We start from the raw sequence: 20460 nt of genomic DNA on the forward strand, positions 1-20460 counted from the left end.
CTGGATTCGTGTCGTACGCGGGATTTTCGAACAACAAAAGTCCCCTGTGGGAGCGAGCTTGCTCGCGATGTTTTTCAGTGGTTTCTAACTCAGCAACCCCATCCGCCGTCTGGCCCGCTGCACCGACCCATTCCGCACCGCCCAGCGCAGCATCGGCGCACTGCGATTGACGCTGGCGCGGATCAGCTTGCGTTGCAGCGGGTTCTGGCTGACGCCGAGCATGTCGCTGGCCCAGTCCGGCAGCAGGTCGATCCCGGCCTGCATCATCAGACCGCCGAAAGGCTTGGCCAGACGACTGGGGGAGGGGGCGTTCAGCAACAGGCGCAGAACTTCCCGACTGCGTTCGTCGCACAACAATTGTGGGCGAACGCGCTCAAGGTAATCGGATATTTCCTGCCGTGAACGGGGCACATCACGCGCCCCAAGACGTTCGGCAACCAGGGCGATCTCGGCGTAATAACGATCCTGATCCGCGAGGGACAAATGTGGATTGCGATAGCGCAGGTGCGCAGCGAGGAAGTTGCTGACCTCCGCGACGTGCACCCAGGTCAGCAGATCAGGATCGCTGGCTGCGTAAGGGCGCCCATCCGGCGCCGTACCGGTCACTTGCAGGTGAATGGTGCGGACTTTCTCGATCAGCCAGTCGGCGTCCTGGCGTGAGCCGAAGGTGGTGCCGGAGATGAACTGCCCGGTGCGGCGCAAGCGACCGAGCATGTCTTCACGAAAGTTCGAATGGTCCCAGACCCCGGCTAATGCCAGCGGGTGCAGCGCCTGCAGCATCAGGGCGCTGATGCCGCCGATCAGCATGCTGCTGAAATCGCCATGGACTTGCCAGCTCACCGAGTCCGGCCCGAACAGCCCGGGGTCGCCCTTGGGATTTTCCAGGTCGAGTTTGCCCAGGGACAAACCGGTCAGGCTCATGATCTGGGTTTCGATGCGGGTGCGGATGAATTCCATGGTGAACCTGTAGGAGCGAGCTTGCTCGCGATGGACGTTAACAATAACGCGTGCTTCCTGAATATACGCGGCGCGTCGGCGTTCATCGCGAGCAAGCTCGCTCCTACAGGGCACAATACGTCATTGATTCAGGCGTTTATCGATCAAGCCTTGCACCACGCTCGGATCGGCCAGGGTCGAAGTATCACCCAGACTGTCCAGTTCGTTGCAGGCGATCTTGCGCAGAATGCGCCGCATGATCTTGCCTGAGCGGGTTTTCGGCAAGGCCGGCGCCCACTGGATCAAGTCCGGTTTGGCGAAACTGCCGATTTCCTTGCTGACCAGGGCCAGCAATTCCTTCTTCAGTTCATCGTTGGTATCGACGCCGTTCATGGGCGTGACGAAGACATAGATGCCCTGGCCCTTGATGTCGTGGGGGTAACCGACCGCGGCAGCCTCGGCGATGCTCTCGTGCAGCACCAGGGCGCTTTCCACTTCGGCGGTGCCGATACGGTGGCCGGATACGTTGATCACATCGTCGATGCGCCCGGTGATCCAGTAGTCGCCATCCTCATCGCGCCGCGCGCCGTCGCCAGTGAAGTAGTAGCCGGGGTAGGGCTTGAAGTAGGTGTCGACCATGCGTTGCGGGTCGCGATAGACACTGCGGATCTGCGCCGGCCAGCTCGACTTTATGGCCAGTACGCCGCTGCCGGCACCTTTGATTTCCCTGCCTTGCTCGTCGAGCAGCACCGGTTGCACGCCGAACATCGGCTGTGTCGCACAACCAGGCTTGATCCGCTGGGCGCTGACCAGCGGGCTGAGCATGATGCCGCCGGTTTCGGTCTGCCACCAGGTATCGACGATCGGGCAACGCTCTTCGCCGACCTCATGGAAATACCACTCCCAGGCTTCCGGGTTGATCGGCTCGCCAACCGTGCCGAGTAGCCTGACGCTGGCGCGGGATGTTTGCTTCAACGGTTCCGGGCCTTCGCGCATCAGTGCGCGCAGGGCCGTCGGGGCGGTGTAGAAAATGTTCACCTTGTGCTTGTCGATCACCTGCCAGAAGCGCGAGGTACTCGGGTAGTTCGGCACGCCTTCGAAGATCAGCGTGGTCGCGCCGTTGGCCAGCGGACCGTAGACGATGTAGCTGTGGCCGGTGACCCAGCCGACGTCGGCGGTGCACCAGAAGACTTCGCCGTCGCGGTAGTCCAGCACGTACTTGAAGGTCATCGCGGCTTGCAGCAGGTAGCCTGCGGTGGTGTGCAGTACGCCCTTGGGCTTGCCGGTGCTGCCGGAGGTGTAGAGGATAAACAGCGGGTCTTCGGCGTCCATCGGCTCGGGCGGGCAATCGGCGCTGGCTTCGCTCAGGGCCTGCTGATACGTGATGTCCCGTCCTTCGACTCGGTTCACCTGCCCCTTGCTGCGCTCGACCACCAGCACGGTGCTCACGTCCGGGCAGCTTTGCAGCGCCTTGTCGACGTTCTGCTTGAGTGGCACAACCTTGCCGCCGCGCACGCCTTCATTGGCAGTGATCACGGTGCGGCAGTCGGCGTCGAGAATGCGATCGCGCAACGAGTCCGGGGAGAAGCCGCCGAACACCACCGAGTGCACCGCACCGATGCGGGTACAGGCCAGCATGGCGTAGGCCGCCTCGGGAATCATCGGCATGTAGATGCACACGCGGTCGCCTTTTTTCACACCACGGCTTTTCAGCACATTGGCCAGGCGGCAGACGTTTTCATGCAGTTTTTTGTAGGTGATCGATGTCGAGTCGGCAGGGTCGTCGCCTTCCCAAATGATGGCGACCTGATTGCCACGTTTCTCCAGGTGCCGGTCGATGCAGTTGTAGCTGACGTTCAATTGCGCACCGGCAAACCAGCTGGCTTCACCGGTTTTCAGGTTGTAGCGCTGGACGGTTTCCCAGGGCGCGCTCCAGTCGAGAAAACGCGTGGCCTGTTCGGCCCAGAAGGTGCTGGGGTGTTCAACGGATTGGCGGTACAGGCGCTGATAGTCGTCTTGACTCAATTGTGCGGCCCGGCGGACGGCATCGGCTTTGGGGAACGTGCTGATATCGAACATGACGGTTCCTTAATCTTGTTTTGCGACAAAGATTAAGATGCGCCGAGAGGTCAATGGGTTCAAGCCGTACACAAAACAACTGTGGGAGCGGGCTTGCTCGCGAAGAGGCCGGTACATTCAACATTCTTGTTGACTGAACCACCGCCTTCGCGAGCAAGCCCGCACACATTGGATATTCGTTGCCCACAGAGTTAGTAATCAACACACACTCTGTGGGCAGGCTTCAAATCACCCGCGGTGACGACCACGGAAGTAATTGATCAGCCCCTGGGTCGAGGCGTCCTCGGCCGGGGTTTCTTCGCTGCCGACCAGGCGGTTGTAGACGCCTTTGCCCAGCTCTTTGCCCAGCTCCACACCCCACTGGTCGAAGGCATTGATGCCCCAGATCACGCTTTGCACGAAGACTTTGTGTTCGTACATCGCCACCAGAGCGCCGAGGCGACGGGGGCTGATGCGTTCGACTACCAGGGTGTTGCTCGGACGGTTGCCCGGGATCACCTTGTGCGGCGCGAGCTTCTGCACATCGTCTTCGCTCATGCCTTTGTCGCGCAGTTCGGCTTCGGCCTCAGGCAGGGTCTTGCCGAGCATCAGCGCCTGGCTCTGCGACAGGCAGTTGGCGTACAGCCACTGGTGGTGGTCGGACACCGGGTTGAAGCTGACGATCGGCACGATGAAGTCGGCCGGGATCAGTTGGGTGCCCTGGTGCAGCAACTGGTGGTAGGCGTGCTGACCGTTGCAGCCGACGCCGCCCCAGATCACCGGCCCGGTGTCGGTGGAAACCGGCTTGCCGTCCTGGCGCACGCTCTTGCCGTTGGACTCCATGTCCAGCTGTTGCAGGTGCTTGGTGATGTTACGCAGGTAGTGATCGTATGGCAGGATCGCGTGGCTTTGCGCGCCCCAGAAGTTGCCGTACCACACGCCGAGCAGGGCCAGCAGCACCGGCATGTTCTGTTCGAACGGCGCGGTCTGGAAGTGCTGGTCCATGGTGTAGGCACCGGACAGCAATTCCTTGAAGTTCGACATGCCGATGGCCAGGGCAATCGGCAATCCGATGGCCGACCACAGCGAGTAGCGCCCGCCGACCCAGTCCCACATCGGGAAGATGTTTTCTTCGCGGATGCCGAACGCCACAGCGGCGGCGTTGTTGCTCGATACCGCGATGAAGTGGCGATACAGCTCGGCTTCCGAACCACCCTGGGCCAGATACCAGGCACGGGCGGCCTGGGCGTTCTTCAGGGTTTCGAGGGTGTTGAAGGATTTCGACGAGACGATGAACAGCGTGGTCTCGGCGCGCAGCTTCATGGCCAGTTCGTGGAATTCGCTGCCGTCGATGTTTGCCAGATAGTGGCAACGCACGCCTTTCTGGGCGTAGGACAGCAGCGCTTCGGACACCAGCTCAGGGCCGAGGAAGGAACCACCGATGCCGATGTTCACCACGTCGGTGATCGGTTTTTCGGTGTAACCGCGCCACAGACCGTCGTGGATACGGCCGACGAGGTCGGTGATCTGGTTCAGCACCTTGTGCACTTCGGGCATCACATTGACGCCGTTGACCGACAGCTTGTCGCCGACCGGGCGGCGCAGGGCCGTGTGCAGGGCCGGACGGCCTTCGGATGCGTTGACGATTTCGCCATCGAACAGTGACTTGATCGCGCCCTTGAGGTCGACTTCGTTGGCCAGGCCCACCAGCAGATTGCGGGTCTCGGCGTTGATCAGGTTTTTCGAATAGTCGAGAAACAGGCCGCAGCTGCTGAGGGTGAATTGGGTAAAACGCTGCGGATCGGCATTGAAGGCTTCGCGCATGCTGAAATCCTGCATGGCTTGGCGGTGGTCATTCAACGCTTGCCAGGCAGGCAGAGCGGTAACGTCATGAGGAGTGCGGTAATACGCCATCGCTGCGGGTTTCCTTATTACTTGAACGGCCTTTTGAACACTAAAAATCCCGGAGCGCTGTGGGTGGGCGTTCCGGTCAACTGCGTCGACACGATTTCATGGCGCAGGGCGACTACAGTAAACCCCGCGCAATGATCTGTCTTGACTTTGTCTGACCTGTTTCCGGTACTTTTTTAACATCGAAGTTAGGAATGGTCCGACAAACGGAAGAGACAGGCTCGGGTCAGGCGACCTGGACCGGAATGGCGTTGCTGGTGTGGCTCAGTTCATTGCCCGGTGCCATGTAGAGCATGCGCGGTTTGAAGTTGAGCAGTTCGGCTTCGCTGTAATGGGCGTAAGCGCAGATGATCACGCGATCGCCAACCTTGGCCTTGTGCGCGGCGGCGCCGTTGACCGAGATCATGCGCGAACCTTCCTCGCCACGGATGGCGTAGGTGGTGAAACGCTCGCCGTTGTCGACGTTGTAGATCTGGATCTGTTCGTACTCACGAATGCCGGACAGGTCCAGCCATTCACCGTCGATGGCGCAGGAGCCTTCGTAATCGAGTACAGCGTGGGTGACTTCGGCGCGATGCAGCTTGGCTTTGAGCATGATGGCGTGCATGAGTATTTCCCAGGTCGGAATCGAACGGCGGGCAGTTTGCCCGAAGGGGTTGTGGGCGGCAATACAGTCTTTTTGGACGCAGAAGCGCCTCTGTGGGAGCGAGCCTGCTCGCGATGGACGTTAACGATTACGCGTGTTTCCTGAATGTACGCGGCGCGTCGGAGTTCATCGCGAGCAGGCTCGCTCCTACAGGGGAATTTCGGTGATTAGTTTGGCGCGTCGAGGTTCAGGTGCAGGTTGTCGATCAACCGCGTCGTACCGAGGAACGCCGCCACCAGAATCACCAGGTCACGATCCTGCGCCGTTGCCGGGCGCAAGGTCAGGGCGTGGCGGATTTCCAGATAATCAGGACGCAGGCCTGCTGCTTCGAGCTGTTTGATCTGGGTGCCGATCAGCGTCGGGTAGTCGCGTTCGCCCTGCTTGATCGCTTCGCCGATCGCATTCAGCGTGCGGTAGACCACCGGTGCCACAGCGCGTTGCTCTTCGCTGAGGAAACCGTTGCGCGACGACAGCGCCAGGCCATCGCTTGCGCGAACAGTAGGCTCACCGATGATCTGGATCGGCATGTTCAGGTCATGAACCAGTGCGCGAATCACCGCCAGTTGCTGGAAGTCTTTCTCGCCGAAAATCGCCAGGTCCGGCTGGACCATGTTGAACAGCTTGCTGACCACAGTCGCCACGCCTTCGAAGTGCCCCGGACGGCTGGCGCCGCACAAGCCTTCGGACAATTGCGGGACGCTGACGCGGGTCTGGCCGGCCATGCCGTCGGGATACATCTCTTCAACGGTCGGGGCAAACAGCAGATGGCAACCGGCCTGGAGCAGTTTTTCCTGGTCGGCGGCGAGGGTGCGCGGGTACTTGTCGAGGTCTTCGCCAGCACCGAATTGCAGCGGGTTGACGAAAACGCTCGCCACCACGAAGTCCGCCCGTTGGGAGGCTTTGGTCACCAGCGCCACGTGGCCGCTGTGCAGGTTGCCCATGGTTGGCACAAAGGCGATGCGCTTGCCTTCGCTACGGGCTCGGGCCACGGCGGCCCGCAGTTCGCGTACGGTTTTTACGGTGTTCATGCAGAGAATCCGTGTTCGATTCCAGGGAAAGTCGCCGCTTTGACTTCAGTCACGTAGGCATTCAATGCAGCTTCAATGCTGGTCTGGCCGGTCATGAAGTTTTTCACGAATTTCGGCATGCGCCCGGTAATGGACAGGCCCAGCATGTCGTGCAGGACCAGCACCTGGCCATCGGTGCGATTGCCGGCGCCAATACCGATCACCGGAATCTTCACCGCCTGGGTGATTTCTTCCGCCAGTTCGCTCGGGACGCACTCGAGCAGCAGCATTGCCGCGCCAGCCTGTTCCAGGGCGATCGCGTCGGCACGCATCTGCCGCGCCTGGTTTTCATTGCGACCCTGGACCTTGTAGCCGCCCAGGATGTTCACCGACTGCGGCGTCAGGCCCATGTGCGCGCAGACAGGGATGCCGCGCTCGGCCAGCAGGCGGATCGAATCGGCCAGCCACAACGCTCCTTCGACCTTGACCATGTGCGCGCCGGCCTGCATCAACAGGGCGCTGTTGGTCATGGCTTGCTCGGTGGTGGCGTAGGCCATGAAAGGCAGGTCGGCGAGGATCAGGGCATCGCTGTTACCGCGTTTGACGGCGGCCACGTGGTAAGCCATTTCGGAAGTGGTGACAGGCAAGGTGCTGTCGTGGCCCTGCAAAACCATGCCGAGGGAGTCGCCCACCAGCAGCACTTCGACACCGGCCTGGTTGCAGGTGTGGGCGAAGGTCGCGTCGTAGCAGGTCAGCATGGTGATCTTTTCACCTTTTTGCTTCAGACCTTGCAGGGTGGTCAGGGTGATGGCTGGCATGAAAAGTTCCTCATTCAGGCGCTGTGGAAACTACTGCGAGTAACGCGCGTGATTCTTCGTTGAATACAGGCGCACGCTCTTTCGTCGTGCTTTTAAGGCCTGGATTGCGCCCTTGAACGCCGTGTAGGCGGCAGCGGGACGCCTATAGTCGTGAGGAGAACGAGGGAAGTCAATTGCGTGTGTTACCGCATTGTTACGGGTGGGGTGTTACCGGGGTAACTGATGCGATTCAGCAGGTTTGTTCGATTCGGCGGTTGGCTGCACTTTTGTGTTCGTCACAAACCAATGTGGGAGCGAGCCTGCTCGCGATGGCGGTGTGTCAGTCCATATCAATATTGAATGTACTACCGCTATCGCGAGCAGGCTCGCTCCCACAGGGGATCTTCGTCAAATCTGGGGGAGGCGTTCCAGGCCGACGAACGGGCATGCCTTGAGCAGTTCGGCCAAGATCCGGCCATCGGCCAGGCGCAGATCCGCAGGGGTCAGTTCCGCCAGCGGATACAGCACGAAGGCCCGTTCCTGCATGTGGTAATGGGGAACCTTGAGGCGCGGTTCGTCGATCAGGCGATCACCGAACAGCAAGATGTCGAGATCCAGTGTGCGCGGTCCCCAGCGCTCAAGGCGCTCGCGACCCTGGCCGTTTTCGATGGCTTGCAAGGCATCCAGAAGGTCGAGCGGCGCCAGCGTGCTGTCGAGAGCGGCCACCGCGTTGGTGTAGCGCGGTTGTCCGGGTAGCAGCGAGTCGCTTTGATAAAACGCGGATACCCCGACCAGCTCCGATTGCGGCAACTGCGCCAGCGCCTCGACGGCGCTGCGTAATTGTTCGGCGGGGTCAGCCAGATTGCTGCCCATGCCGATGTAGATGCGTTCCATGGATTACTCGCCCGTGGTGCTCGACGCGCCGGCGGTGCGTTTTCGCTTGGATCCCCCGCTGCGGCGACGCTTGCGCGGGGCGCCGGTGCCTTCGTCCTTGCCGCTGAGGTCGCGAATCATGTCGCGACGCTCGCTTTCGTTGGCGTCCTGATAGTCCGTCCACCATTCGCCCAGGCCATCGGTCTGCTCGCCGGCGCTTTCGCGTAGCAGCAGGAAGTCGTAGCCGGCACGGAAGCGCGGATTGTCCAGCAGCAGATCGGCACGCTTGCCGCTGCGGCGGGGCAGGCGTTCCTGCATGTCCCAGATCTCGCGGATCGGCATGGTGAAACGTTTCGGAATCGCGATGCGCTGGCACTGCTCGGCGATCAGTTCGTGTGCCGCTTCCTGCATCGCCGGAATCGGCGGCATGCCACGCTCCTGCAGGCGCAGGACGCGGGCCGGCAGGGCAGGCCAGAGCAGGGCTGCAAACAGGAACGCCGGGGTTACCGGTTTGTTCTGCTTGATCCGCAGGTCGGTATTGATCAGGGCTTCGCTGATCAGGGTATGGGTGTACGTCGGGTTGTATTCCAGTGCTTCGGCGCTGGCCGGGAACAGTGGATCGAACAACTGCAGGTCGACCAGCATTTCAAACGTATCGGCGGCATGGCCGGAGAGGAACAGCTTGAGCACCTCTTCGAACAGGCGGGCCGACGGGATCTCGCGCAGCATCGGCGCCAGGCCGCGGATCGGCAGGGCGCTGTGTTTTTCGATGCCGAAGTTCAGCTTGGCGGCGAAGCGCACGGCCCGCAGCATCCGTACCGGGTCTTCCTGGTAGCGTTGCGTCGGATCGCCGATCAGGCGGACCAGGTGATTGCGGATGTCGTGTACGCCGTTGGCGTAATCGAGGATGCGTTCGCTGACCGGATCGTAATACAAGGCATTGATAGTGAAGTCGCGACGTTGCGCGTCTTCTTCCAGGGTGCCATAGACGTTATCGCGCAGGATGCGCCCGCTTTCGTTGCGCGAAGACTGGTTGCTGTCTTCCTCGTCTTCGTTTTGCGGGTGATTGGCGCGGAAGGTCGCGACTTCGATGATTTCGCGGCCGAAGTGGATGTGCACCAGTTTGAACCGGCGCCCGATGATTCGCGCGTTACGGAATTCGGCCCGTACCTGCTCGGGTGTGGCGCTGGTGGCTACGTCGAAATCTTTCGGTGTGATACCCAACAGCATGTCGCGCACGCAACCGCCCACCAGGTAAGCCTGATAACCGGCGCTCTGCAGGCGTTCAACGATATTCACCGCGTAGCGGCTGAATTGCGCCTTCTGCAGCGAGTGTTGGCCGCTGTTGAGCACTTCAGGCGTGCTGCGAATGTGTTGCGTAGGACGCTTGGGAGTACGGAATGACTGGAACAGCTTCTTCAGCATGGGATGCACTGTTTGAAGGAATATTCGGCCATAACAGAAGAATGACCGCATGATGGGCGGGGATTCTAGCATTTAGTCGGGGGATGGTGTAGGACGGCGCAAATTGACCTTGTAGGAGCGAGCACGCTCGCGATGGTCGTTAACGATAATGCGGGAATCAGGTGTCCAGCGGCGCCAATGGGTTTTTCGCGAGCAGGCCCGCTCCCACAGGGGTTTTCCGAATCGCAGAAACCACAAGGGGAGCCGAAGCTCCCCAAGAAGTAGTTGCATGCTCTATTTTTATTTTTGGTTTCGGGCTTCTTGTTTTTGTTGAGCGCCCTCGCCATGAAGCTTTCCTTCATGACCCTCCCAATCGGGAGCCAAGAGCAAACGGATTGCTTTGGTCGCTGAATTGCAGTGATCTTTCGATCCAACCAGTACAGGCTCTGTCTTAAGACAGTTTTTTGTTGTTCTCGGCCTGGTCGTGGGGCAAGCCCCAAATACAACGCCTCTCCAAAAGAATCAGTTAGCTGCGCCTCTCGCCGTCTTGTTTTTATTGTGCGTGAGTCGATTCGTCTTATTTTTATTGTCTTGTGCATTGCTTGTTATTGTTCTTGTACCAAACATATAGCAGGGTGCGTGCCAACTTTTGCGAAACCCAATAAAACAAGGGGTTAGGCCGGTCTGCAGGTATTTCGATGGCCAAAAAAAGCCGGGGCTTCGTTACCGTAAGCCCCGGCTTTTGTTACGTGAAAAAGCTGAGGTAACAGTTTTTTCACAAAGTCACGTGTTACCCCGCACATGAGACAGGTGCGGTTCAGCTTTCGCTGGCCACCCCGGTCTTGCGCCGCGGGATGCCCAGGCGCTGACGGCGCTCCCACAGGCATTTGCGGCTGACTCCGAGCTTGCGGGCCAGCTCGGTTTCGGTCATGTGGTCCTGATGTTCGAGGACGAAATGCTGGAAGTAGTCTTCCAGGGAGAGGTCTTCGGTCGGTTCGTGGTTGCTGTTACCGGTGTTGCCGTTGCCTTGTTGGGGCGCCAGGCCAATGAACTCGTCGTCTTCCAGGTCGCCCAGTTCGATGTCGATGCCCAGCAGCTCGGCGGAAATTTCCGGGCTTTCGCACAGGATAACGGCGCGCTCGACGGCGTTTTCCAGTTCGCGAACGTTACCCGGCCAGGAGTAGTGACGAATGGCTTGCTCGGCATCCGCGGCGAACTTCAGGTCGGTGCGGTTGATTCGCGCGCTTTGCCGCGCCAGGAACGCATTGGCGATTTCGTTGACGTCCGCACCGCGTTCGCGCAGGGCTGGAAGCTTCAGCGCGATAACGTGGAGGCGGTAATACAAGTCTTCGCGGAACTGGCCGATCTTCGCCAGGCTCTTGAGGTCGCGGTGAGTCGCGGCGATCAGGCGCACATCGACTTTCTGCGACTGCACCGAGCCCACGCGACGAATTTCGCCTTCCTGCAATACGCGCAGCAGGCGAGCCTGGGCTTCCAGTGGCAGTTCGCCGATTTCGTCGAGGAACAAGGTGCCGCCGTCCGCCGCTTCCACCAGGCCGGCGCGTCCGGCGCTGGCGCCGGTGAATGCGCCTTTTTCGTGGCCGAACAGTTCGGATTCGATCAGGCTTTCCGGAATCGCCGCGCAGTTCACCGAAATCATCGGTGCCTTGGCGCGTTTGGACAGGTTGTGCAGGGCGCGCGCCACCAGTTCTTTACCAGTACCCGATTCGCCCTGGATCAGAACGTTGGAGTCGGTCGGTGCCACTTTGCGGATCTTGCCGTACAGGTCCTGCATCGGTGGGCACGAGCCGATAATGCCGATTTCACCGTTGCTGTTGTCGGTGCCGGATTTCGCCGCGCCGTTGGCGGCTTTGCCGGTAACCGCTTCGCCGCCGGCTTGCACCGTTTGTCGGTCACGCAGGATGCGTGCGGCGGCTTGCAGCATTTCGTCATGGTCGAATGGCTTGGCAATGTAGTCCACCGCGCCCATTTTCATCGAGTCGACCGCCGAGCGCAGGCTGGCATAGCTGGTCATGATCAGCACCGGCGTGCCCTGGGCGAGCTTGATCAACTCCGTGCCAGGCGCGCCCGGCAGGCGCAGGTCACTGATGATCAGGTCGAACGATGGAATGGTGAAGCGTTCTTGTGCTTCCTGCACTGATCCGGCTTCGCTGACCTGGTACTGGTTACGTTCCAGCAGGCGGCGTAAGGCAGAGCGGATAATGGTTTCGTCTTCGACGATCAAAATGTGCGGCATTGATTCGATACTCTCGACGGTCTCAGTTCACAGCGGACGTCGCTTCGACATGACGCGGCAAGGTAACCCTGATTCGGGTGCCGCGTTGGCTTTGAACATCAGCCGGGCTGTCGATGGTGATTTGTCCATAATGCTCTTCAACGATGGAATAGACCAGTGCAAGGCCCAGACCGGTGCCTTCGCCAGGGTCCTTGGTGGTGAAGAAAGGTTCGAACAATCGGTCCATGATGTTCGACGGAATACCGCTGCCTTCGTCTTCCACGATCAGATCGACCGTGTGTTCGCCGGCTTCGCTCTTGACTCGTACCGCACTGCCGGGAGGCGAGGCGTCACGGGCGTTTGACAGCAGGTTGATCAATACCTGGGCCAGCCGTTGCGGGTCGCCTTCGACCCAGTGTTCGGGGTCGCACAGGTTGTAGAACTGCACTTCGAAATTGCGTCGGTTCAGGGCCAGCAGGCCGATGGCATCCTGAGCCACTTCGGCCAGACAGACGGGCTCGTCGCTGTGCTGATGGCTGCCGGCATGGGCAAAACTCATCAGCGATTGGACGATGCGCGACACGCGTTTGGTCTGCTCGAGGATCTGGCCGCTGATTTCCTTCAACTCGCCGTCTTCTTCACGTTCTTCGCGCAGGTTCTGCGCCAGGCACGCGATACCGGTGATCGGGTTGCCGATTTCATGGGCCACGCCGGCCGCCAGTCGACCGATGCTGGCCAGACGCTCGGAGTGCACCAGTTTATCCTCGAGCATCTGGGTTTCGGTCAAATCTTCCACCAGCAACACCAAGCCGCTGTTACCCGGCGCTAGGGGTTCGTCGATCGCCGCTTTGTGCAGGTTCAGCCAGCGTGTCTGGCCGTCTAGGGCCAGGTGCTGTTTGTGCAAGTGTTCGTCCGGCAGATTGATGAATCCTTGCAGCAGTTCTTTCCATGGGTCGGCAATGGTACTCAGGCGCGAACCGACCACGCGCTGCGCGGCGATGCCGGTCAGTTCCTCCATGGCCTTGTTCCACATGAGGATTTCCTGATCCTTGGCCAGCGAGCAAACGCCCATCGGCAATTCCTGCAGGGTCTGGCGGTGATAGCGGCGCAGGGCATCGAGTTCGGCGGCCAGGCCGGTCAATCGCGAGTGGTAATCCTCGAGCCGGCTTTCGATGAAGTGAATGTCTTCGGTGACGTAGTTTTCGCCGCCAGCCTTGTACGGCAGGAACGTCTCGACCATGTCCTGGGCCACGCTCGGGCCCATCAGGCCGGAGAGGTTGGCCTCGATGCGGTCACGCAGGCGGCGCAGGGCATAGGGTCGGCGTTCGTCGAAAGGCAGATAGAGGTCGCGTAGTGCCTGTTCCACCTCTTTCTGCGCCGCTTTCGCACCCAGTGGCTTGGCCAGTTGCGTGGCGAATTCCTGGGGCGAGGCGGCGTGCAGTTCCCGGCGTTGCGGACGGCGCACGTTATCCACGGCGCAGGCTTCGGCAGCGCTGGCCTCTTCGGTGCTGGCGTTGGTAAACAGCGAGATCAGGGTGAACATCAGCACGTTGGCCGCCAGCGAGGCAATCGCCGCCATGTGCCAGCTGGTGTCGTCCAGCACGTAGATCATGTTCAGCAGCGGAATGTAGAAGCCTTGCAGGTTGCCGACCAGCGGTAACAGCATGGTCACCAGCCACACCAGGATCCCCGCCAGCAAGCCGGCGATGAAGCCGCGACGGTTGGCGGTCGGCCAATACAGGACCGAGAGCACGCCCGGCAGGAACTGCAGCGTGGCGACGAAAGCGACAATGCCGAGGTTGGCCAGGTCCTGCTCGGCACCGAGCATCAGGTAGAAGCCGTAGCCGGCCATGATGATGGCGACAATCAGCGCCCGGCGGGTCCACTTCAGCCAGCGGTAGATGTTGCCTTCGGCCGGTGGTTGATACAGCGGCAGCACCAGGTGGTTCAAGGCCATCCCGGACAGCGCCAGCGTGGTGACGATGATCAGGCCACTGGCGGCGGACAGTCCGCCGACATAGGCCAGCAACGCCAAAGCCTTGCTGTTGGCGGCAATGCCGATGCCCAGGGTGAAGTATTCCGGGTTGGTGGTGGCGCCGAGCTTCAGGCCGGCCCAGAGAATCAGCGGCACCGCCAGGCTCATCAGCAACAGGAACAGCGGCAGGCCCCAGCTCGCACTGACCAGCGAGCGCGGGTTGAGGTTCTCGGTAAAGGTCATGTGATACATGTGCGGCATCACGATCGCCGAGGCGAAGAACACCAGCAGCAATGTACGCCACGGGCCTTCCTGCAAGGGCGTGTGCAGGGCAGCAAGAGCGGTCTGGTTTTGCAACAGCCACAGTTCAAGCTGTTGCGGGCCGTCGAACACGCCGTACAGCGCATACAGCCCGACACCGCCGAGGGCGATCAGCTTGATCACCGACTCGAAGGCAATCGCGAACACCAGGCCTTCATGCTTTTCGCGGGTGGCGATGTGGCGGGAGCCGAAGAAAATCGTGAACAGCGTAATCAAGGCGCAGAAGCTCAGGGCCACGCGATGTTGTACAGGCTCTTGGGTGAGGATACCGATGGAGTCGGCGACAGCCTGAATCTGCAAGGCCAGCAGCGGCAGTACGCCGACCAGCATGAAAATCGTGGTCAGCGCGCCGGCCCAGGTACTGCGGAAGCGGAAGGCAAACAGGTCCGCCAGCGACGACAGTTGATAGGTGCGGGTGATCTTCAGGATCGGGTAGAGCAGCACCGGCGCCAGCAGGAATGCCCCGGAAACCCCCAGGTAGCTGGACAAAAAGCCGTAGCCGTACTGATAGGCCAGGCCCACGGTGCCGTAAAACGCCCAGGCGCTGGCGTAGACGCCCAGTGACAGGGTGTAAGTCAGCGGGTGGCGAATGATCGCCCGGGGAATCATGCCCCGTTCGCTGATCCAGGCAACGCCGAACAGCACCGCCAGGTACGCGGCGCTGATCAGGATCATCTGGGTCAGGCTAAAGCTCATCGGCATCTTTTTGGCTCTGCAGGATGAAGGTCACGACGATCAGAATCAGCCAGAGCAGATAAGGGCGATACCAGGCGCCAGTGGCGTCGATCCACCAATCCATGATGGCCGGGGAAAACAGGTAAATGCCCACTACCAAAAGCAGGACCAAGCGATAGATGTACATCCCGGCCTCTCTTTTTTATGCGTGTGCCCGATAACGTGCGGCGATGGTAACGGATGGGCGCGCCACTGCAAGTGCGATCACAATAGCTGTGCCTCGGGCAGGCTCAGAGTGCGCGGGATCAGCGAGGCATCCCAGTGGGCAATGCCCCAATTCAGCACTTCCCATGGCGTGGCGTACGTCAGTTCGGTTCCAGGGTTCTGTCCCAGCGCCCGCAACGCCCGCAGCAGCAGGGGCGTAGCCTGATCCTCGGTCAACGGTGGCGAGCGGTAGGACTTGCCGAGTTTGTTGCCATCCGGCTGGGTAATCAGCGGGATATGCAGATAACGCGGTTGCGGCAGGCCGAGCAGTTCTTGCAGGTAGAGCTGGCGGGGCGTGGAGTCCAGCAGGTCGGCACCGCGAACGATATCGGTGATGCCCTGCCAGGCGTCGTCCAGGACCACGGCCAATTGATAGGCGTAGAGCCCGTCGCGGCGGCGGATCACGAAATCGCCGACTTCCCGCCCCAGATGCTGGCGGTATTGGCCCTGCACCCGGTCGATGAAGTGGTATTCCAGTTCCGGTACGCGCAGGCGGATGGCTGCATCCTCAGTGCCATGGCCGGCATTTCGGCACAGCCCCGGATAAATCCCGTGATACGGCTCCAGCTGTTTGCGCGAGCAGGTGCAGGCGTAGGCCAGGCCTTGATTGAACAGGCGATCGAGCACCTCGGCGTAGGCATCGTGCCGATCGCTTTGGCGAACCAGGTCGCCATCCCATTCGAAGCCATAGCTTTCCAGGGCCTTGAGAATGGCCGCCTGGGCGCCGGGTTCCTCGCGGGGTGGATCAAGGTCTTCCATGCGCATCAGCCAGCGTCCGCCCACCGAGCGCGCGTCGAGGTAGGAGGCCAGTGCGGCGACCAGCGAACCGAAGTGCAGATGGCCGCTAGGGGTGGGGGCGAAGCGCCCGATGTAAGTGGGGGAGGTGGCGGTCATGAATACAATGTCACTTGTTTCGGGCTTGCGCCAGGCACCTGTGGGAGCGAGCTTGCTCGCGAATGCGGTGTATCAGCCAGCATCGATGTTGAAGTTGATGGCCCCTTCGCGAGCAGGCTCGCTCCCACAGTGTATTGCCGAGGCGAATTCTGGAAACAAAAACGGAGCGTTCGCACGCTCCGTTCTTCGTTCAAGTCGCCATTATTTGCCGACTTGCTTTTCCTTGATTTCCGCCAGGGTCTTGCAGTCGATGCACAGGTCGGCGGTAGGGCGCGCTTCGAGACGCTTGACGCCAATCTCGATGCCGCAGGATTCACACCAGCCGTACTCTTCGTCTTCGATCAACTGAAGTGTCTTGTCGATCTTCTTGATCAACTTGCGTTCACGGTCGCGGGCACGCAGTTCGAGGGCGAATTCCTCTTCCTGGCTGGCACGGTCTGCCGGATCAGGAAAGTTGGCCGCTTCGTCCTTCATGTGGTCCACGGTCTTGTCGACACCTTCCATCAGCTCTTTTTTCCACTGATTCAGGACCTTGGTGAAGTGCTTGCGCATGGGCTCGCCCATGTACTCTTCGCCGGTTTTCTGAACATAGGGCTCGAAGCCGCTGATCGTCTGGTTTTGCTGCTTTGCTTGGGTGGACATGAAATAGACCGCCTCTACTCTTGTAATCCATCTGCGCAGGATTGCTCCATCACCGACACCTGCCGGCCCTGCGGCTGCAAGCGGGCGAACTTACCAGATCAACTCGGGCCGCGCTACTCCCGGATGTCGAGCTCGCGGCACAGGGTGCTTGCAAATGATGACAAACCGTTGTCTGGTGGCTCTGGAACCGTGCTCAATTATTGATTTTAGTCAAACCTTGCGCGCGCGCTTGAGTCGTTTGTGATCGGTGTTACAAGGCCTCTGACCGCTTTAGGTTCTCGCTCGTTCCTGCGCTTGGGTAGAATCGGTTTTTTTTCCGTTGAAGGAAGGCCAATGGCTCAGTCCTACAGTGCCCGCAGTCGCGCGATCGAACCTTTCCATGTCATGGCGCTGTTGGCGCGGGCCAACGAATTGCAGGCGGCCGGTCACGATGTGATTCACCTGGAAATCGGCGAGCCGGACTTCACCACCGCCGAACCGATCATCCAGGCCGGCCAGGCTGCGCTTGCAGCGGGGAAGACCCGGTACACCGCCGCGCGCGGCATTCCGCAGCTGCGTGAGGCCATTTCGGGCTTTTATCAGCAGCGTTATGGCTTGAACATCGACCCGCGGCGCATCCTCATCACGCCTGGCGGGTCCGGCGCATTGCTGCTGGCCAGCGCTTTGCTGGTCGACCCCGGTAAACACTGGCTGCTGGCGGACCCGGGCTACCCGTGTAACCGGCACTTCCTGCGACTGGTCGAAGGCGCGGCACAACTGGTGCCGGTCGGCCCGGATGTGCGTTATCAATTGACGCCGGGCCTGATCGAGCGTCATTGGGACCACGACAGCGTCGGCGCATTGGTGGCGTCGCCAGCCAATCCGACCGGCACGATCCTGACCCGCGACGAGTTGGCGAAGCTGTCTGTCGCGATCAGGGAGCGCCACGGTCATCTGGTGGTCGACGAGATTTATCACGGCCTGACCTACGGCACCGATGCGGCCAGCGTGCTGGAAGTCGACGACAGTGCGTTCGTTCTGAACAGTTTCTCGAAGTACTTCGGAATGACCGGTTGGCGGCTCGGATGGCTGGTGGCCCCCGACGCGGCCGTCGGTGAGCTGGAAAAACTCGCCCAAAATCTCTATATCAGCGCTCCAAGCATGGCACAGCACGCTGCGCTGGCCTGTTTCGAGCCGGCAACCATCAGCATTCTCGAAGAGCGTCGCGCCGAATTTGGCCGGCGTCGGGATTACCTGCTGCCGGCCTTGCGTGAATTGGGCTTCGGCATTGCCGTGGAGCCCGAAGGGGCTTTCTATTTGTACGCCGATATCAGCAAGTTCGGCGGCGATGCCTTCGCGTTCTGTAAGCATTTTCTCGAGACCGAACATGTGGCATTCACCCCGGGGCTGGACTTCGGGCGTTATCAGGCCGGACATCATGTGCGGTTCGCCTACACGCAAAATCTCGAGCGTTTGCAGGAGGCGGTCGAGCGCATTGCCCGTGGGTTGCGGAGCTGGCAAGGCTGATGCGTTTTCATCCTCCCCTCGAAGAAGGGCGCCTGATCCGACGTTACAAGCGTTTTCTCGCCGATATCGAAACCGTTGGCGGCGAATTGCTGACCATTCACTGTCCGAACACAGGCTCGATGCTCAATTGTCAGGTCGAAGGCGGGCAGGTCTGGTTCAGTCGCTCCAACGATCCGAAACGCAAGTTGCCCGGTACCTGGGAGGTCGGTGAAACCCCGCAAGGGCGGCTGTTTTGCGTGAACACCGCCCGTGCCAATGGTTTGATCGAAGAGGCGCTGCGAGCGGGCGTCATCACCGAGCTGAACGGGTTTACCGGGCTCAAACGCGAAGTGGCTTATGGTCAGGAAAACAGTCGTATCGATTTTCGCCTCGATTACCCCGAAGGGCCGGCCTACGTCGAAGTCAAAAGCGTGACCCTGGGCTTCGATGGTACGGCGGTGGCGGCGTTTCCCGATGCGGTCACCCTGCGTGGCGCCAAGCATCTGCGGGAGCTGGCGCACCTGGCCAGGGACGGTATTCGCGCGGTGCAGTTGTACTGTGTTTGCCTCACCGAAATCGAGGCTGTGCGCCCGGCACAGGAAATCGATGCGGTTTATGCGCGGGCCCTGAGTGAGGCGATTGCCTGTGGGGTCGAGGTGTTGGCCTACGGTGTGCGGTTGAGCCATGAAGAAATGCTGGTCGAGCGGCGGCTGGACGTGTTGCCGGGTGGCTAACGGCTGATCCAGATTCCTTGTTCATCCTCGCGGCAGGCCACGCTGGTCAAGGTTTGCCCCGCGCAAGGGCCGGCGACGCATTCACCGTCTTCGATCAGGAACAGTGCGCCATGGGTGGCGCACTGGATCAGGCTGTTGCTGGGGTCGAGAAACTGGTCGGGATGCCACTCCAGGGCAACGCCCCGGTGCGGGCAGCGATTGATGTAGACGTAAACCTGGCCACTGCGGCGCACTGCAAAAAACTTTTGACCATCGATGTCGAACCCGCGGCTGCTGTCATTGACCAGCTCGGCACCTGCGCAAAGCAACTTCATGTCTGTCCTCGGTCCCGCGGCTCGTGACCGGATATGTCCGAGCTTGAGTGTTGAATGCTATCAAATGGTGGACTTGCCCGTGGAATCCTTGGAAGGACGCTACGCCTGACCCTGTCAGTACTTTTCCACAGGCAAAAAAAGACCCGGCAAGAGCCGGGTCAAATAACCGTGATTAGCCTGATGAGGAGATAATCCGAGAGTCCGAACCAAGGGCTTTTCAGAATATCGACCAGTCTCGCGACCAGTTGTGATAATCATATCGATTCTCATTACCAAGTCAATCGCTGTTTTTCGATTTCTTTGCGATTCGCCGCAATTGTGCCTGCCGGCCTCGTAATCATTGGGTTTCAGGTTGCAAAGCTTCAGAAATATTTGTCGGATCAATTCTTGTGGCGTGTAGAAATGGCTTCCAGTTGTTTGTTCAGGGCTTCCTTGCGCTCGGCTGGAATATCATTCCAGTGAACGTCCATCAGGGCGCCTTCAATTGCGTACAGCAACACCTTGGACGCCCGAAAACCGCGCGTGCGCACGGCCCGATAGGCATCCACCGCCCCGAGGCGACGCAAGTCCGAAGCGCTATGGATGCCCACGGCATGCAGCCATTGCGCTGACGTCTTGCCAAGATTCTTCAGGTGTTGCAGTTCATCATTCATCAAGCCTCCTTGCGATGGCCGAATGGAGAGCGTGGGCAATCTTCTGAGGAGTGTAGCCATCAGTAGGAAAAGCGTGATTGTTTGCTCGTTTACGACGCAAAAGCTTCTAAGAAACGAGTATTGGCAGTGGGCTCATAAGACTGTGAGTGCAGGAGAAAGAGGCGGGGCAGAGTATGGGAATCAAGGGCGAACATCCCCGCAGCCCAGCGCAACGAGAGACGCTGGAGGTTTCAGTCAGCGACGATGATCAGCGGGTGCGATAGCGCAATCGCGTGCCGAAGTTCATCGACATCAGGATTTCGTCGGCACTGAGTTCCACCGGAAAGTAAGTACCGGAGATTTGCGCGTGAGCCAGGCTCGCGCCTTCCAGGTTAGCTTTGCGAAAATCGATGCCACGCAAGTCGGCGGAGCGGAAGTAGGCGTCGCTGAAATCCACGCCGTCGGCATTCAACTCGCGCAGGTCCAGCCCCCGGAAATCTCCACCCACCATGTCGATGGGGCCACCCTTGGGGCGTTCACTGTTGAAGCCTTTGATGTCGTCTTTGTGCAGCAGGGCATACAGCGGTGTGTCGAGAAGTTTCGGCTGGCTCATGTCGCATCACCTGTTGGTTTTATGACGCCAGTATAGTGCCACT

The 20460-nt window shown here is 60.2% G+C and carries 18 protein-coding genes; 2 read left to right on the forward strand and 16 right to left on the reverse strand.

Annotation, left to right across the window (positions count from 1 at the left end):
* Positions 1-84: 84 nt before the first annotated feature.
* The 13 genes from ACM6J5_RS13625 to dksA form a co-directional block, all read right to left on the reverse strand.
* Positions 85-957: an oxygenase MpaB family protein gene (locus ACM6J5_RS13625; RefSeq protein ID WP_414928718.1), complete on the reverse strand. Its 873-nt coding sequence runs from the start codon at positions 955-957 to the stop codon at positions 85-87.
* Between the two features lie 120 nt (positions 958-1077).
* Entirely contained in the window at positions 1078-3015 is a 1938-nt protein-coding gene (acs, locus tag ACM6J5_RS13630; RefSeq protein WP_095945514.1) for an acetate--CoA ligase, read from the reverse strand.
* 228 nt (positions 3016-3243) lie between these two features.
* Positions 3244-4908, reverse strand: coding sequence for a glucose-6-phosphate isomerase (pgi, locus tag ACM6J5_RS13635; RefSeq protein WP_095945513.1), 1665 nt, complete (start codon positions 4906-4908; stop codon positions 3244-3246).
* A 223-nt stretch (positions 4909-5131) separates the two neighbouring features.
* Positions 5132-5512: an aspartate 1-decarboxylase gene (panD, locus tag ACM6J5_RS13640; RefSeq protein ID WP_003228271.1), complete on the reverse strand. Its 381-nt coding sequence runs from the start codon at positions 5510-5512 to the stop codon at positions 5132-5134.
* Positions 5513-5718: 206 nt separating this feature from the next.
* The gene (gene panC / locus ACM6J5_RS13645; protein WP_414928719.1) at positions 5719-6579 is read right to left on the reverse strand and encodes a pantoate--beta-alanine ligase; all 861 of its coding nucleotides are present in this window, start codon (positions 6577-6579) and stop codon (positions 5719-5721) included.
* Positions 6576-7376, reverse strand: coding sequence for a 3-methyl-2-oxobutanoate hydroxymethyltransferase (gene panB, locus ACM6J5_RS13650; RefSeq protein WP_095945511.1), 801 nt, complete (start codon positions 7374-7376; stop codon positions 6576-6578). Before panB ends, panC begins: the two co-directional genes overlap by 4 nt.
* A 387-nt stretch (positions 7377-7763) precedes the next feature.
* Complete coding sequence (gene folK, locus ACM6J5_RS13655; RefSeq protein WP_095945510.1) at positions 7764-8249, reverse strand: 2-amino-4-hydroxy-6-hydroxymethyldihydropteridine diphosphokinase; 486 nt, start codon at positions 8247-8249, stop codon at positions 7764-7766.
* Positions 8250-8252: 3 nt separating this feature from the next.
* Positions 8253-9653, reverse strand: a complete 1401-nt coding sequence (locus ACM6J5_RS13660; RefSeq protein ID WP_191628388.1) for a polynucleotide adenylyltransferase PcnB — start codon at positions 9651-9653, stop codon at positions 8253-8255.
* A 796-nt stretch (positions 9654-10449) separates the two neighbouring features.
* Complete coding sequence (locus tag ACM6J5_RS13665; RefSeq protein ID WP_095945507.1) at positions 10450-11889, reverse strand: sigma-54-dependent transcriptional regulator; 1440 nt, start codon at positions 11887-11889, stop codon at positions 10450-10452.
* Positions 11890-11911: 22 nt separating this feature from the next.
* Positions 11912-14866 (reverse strand): sensor histidine kinase, encoded by a 2955-nt coding sequence (locus ACM6J5_RS13670; RefSeq protein WP_172435390.1) that lies wholly within the window; start codon positions 14864-14866, stop codon positions 11912-11914.
* A complete protein-coding gene (locus ACM6J5_RS13675) occupies positions 14850-15026 on the reverse strand; it encodes a hypothetical protein (RefSeq protein WP_003176118.1) in 177 nt (58 codons plus the stop codon). Before ACM6J5_RS13675 ends, ACM6J5_RS13670 begins: the two co-directional genes overlap by 17 nt.
* A gap of 77 nt (positions 15027-15103) precedes the next feature.
* Positions 15104-15997 carry a tRNA glutamyl-Q(34) synthetase GluQRS gene (gene gluQRS / locus ACM6J5_RS13680; protein ID WP_414928720.1) on the reverse strand — a complete coding sequence of 298 codons (894 nt, stop codon included), beginning with the start codon at positions 15995-15997 and terminating at the stop codon, positions 15104-15106.
* Positions 15998-16198: 201 nt separating this feature from the next.
* On the reverse strand, positions 16199-16639 hold the full coding sequence (gene dksA / locus ACM6J5_RS13685) for an RNA polymerase-binding protein DksA (protein WP_008053890.1): 441 nt from the start codon (positions 16637-16639) through the stop codon (positions 16199-16201).
* A 333-nt stretch (positions 16640-16972) separates the two neighbouring features.
* On the opposite strand from dksA, the gene ACM6J5_RS13690 reads away from it, so the two are divergent.
* Both ACM6J5_RS13690 and sfsA read left to right on the forward strand, forming a co-directional pair.
* Positions 16973-18145: a pyridoxal phosphate-dependent aminotransferase gene (locus ACM6J5_RS13690; RefSeq protein WP_150672728.1), complete on the forward strand. Its 1173-nt coding sequence runs from the start codon at positions 16973-16975 to the stop codon at positions 18143-18145.
* Positions 18145-18858 carry a DNA/RNA nuclease SfsA gene (gene sfsA / locus ACM6J5_RS13695; RefSeq protein WP_414928721.1) on the forward strand — a complete coding sequence of 238 codons (714 nt, stop codon included), beginning with the start codon at positions 18145-18147 and terminating at the stop codon, positions 18856-18858. Before ACM6J5_RS13690 ends, sfsA begins: the two co-directional genes overlap by 1 nt.
* Here sfsA and ACM6J5_RS13700 read toward each other — a convergent pair.
* The 3 genes from ACM6J5_RS13700 to ACM6J5_RS13710 form a co-directional block, all read right to left on the reverse strand.
* Positions 18855-19172 (reverse strand): Rieske (2Fe-2S) protein, encoded by a 318-nt coding sequence (locus ACM6J5_RS13700; protein ID WP_150672730.1) that lies wholly within the window; start codon positions 19170-19172, stop codon positions 18855-18857. The genes sfsA and ACM6J5_RS13700 overlap by 4 nt on opposite strands.
* Positions 19173-19552: 380 nt before the next feature.
* Positions 19553-19825, reverse strand: a complete 273-nt coding sequence (locus ACM6J5_RS13705; RefSeq protein WP_008053897.1) for a TfoX/Sxy family protein — start codon at positions 19823-19825, stop codon at positions 19553-19555.
* A 247-nt stretch (positions 19826-20072) separates the two neighbouring features.
* A complete protein-coding gene (locus ACM6J5_RS13710) occupies positions 20073-20417 on the reverse strand; it encodes a pentapeptide repeat-containing protein (protein WP_414928722.1) in 345 nt (114 codons plus the stop codon).
* Positions 20418-20460 lie beyond the last annotated feature (43 nt).

The sequence above is a fragment of the Pseudomonas sp. IT-P74 genome, from assembly GCF_949768175.1.
GTDB lineage: Bacteria > Pseudomonadota > Gammaproteobacteria > Pseudomonadales > Pseudomonadaceae > Aquipseudomonas.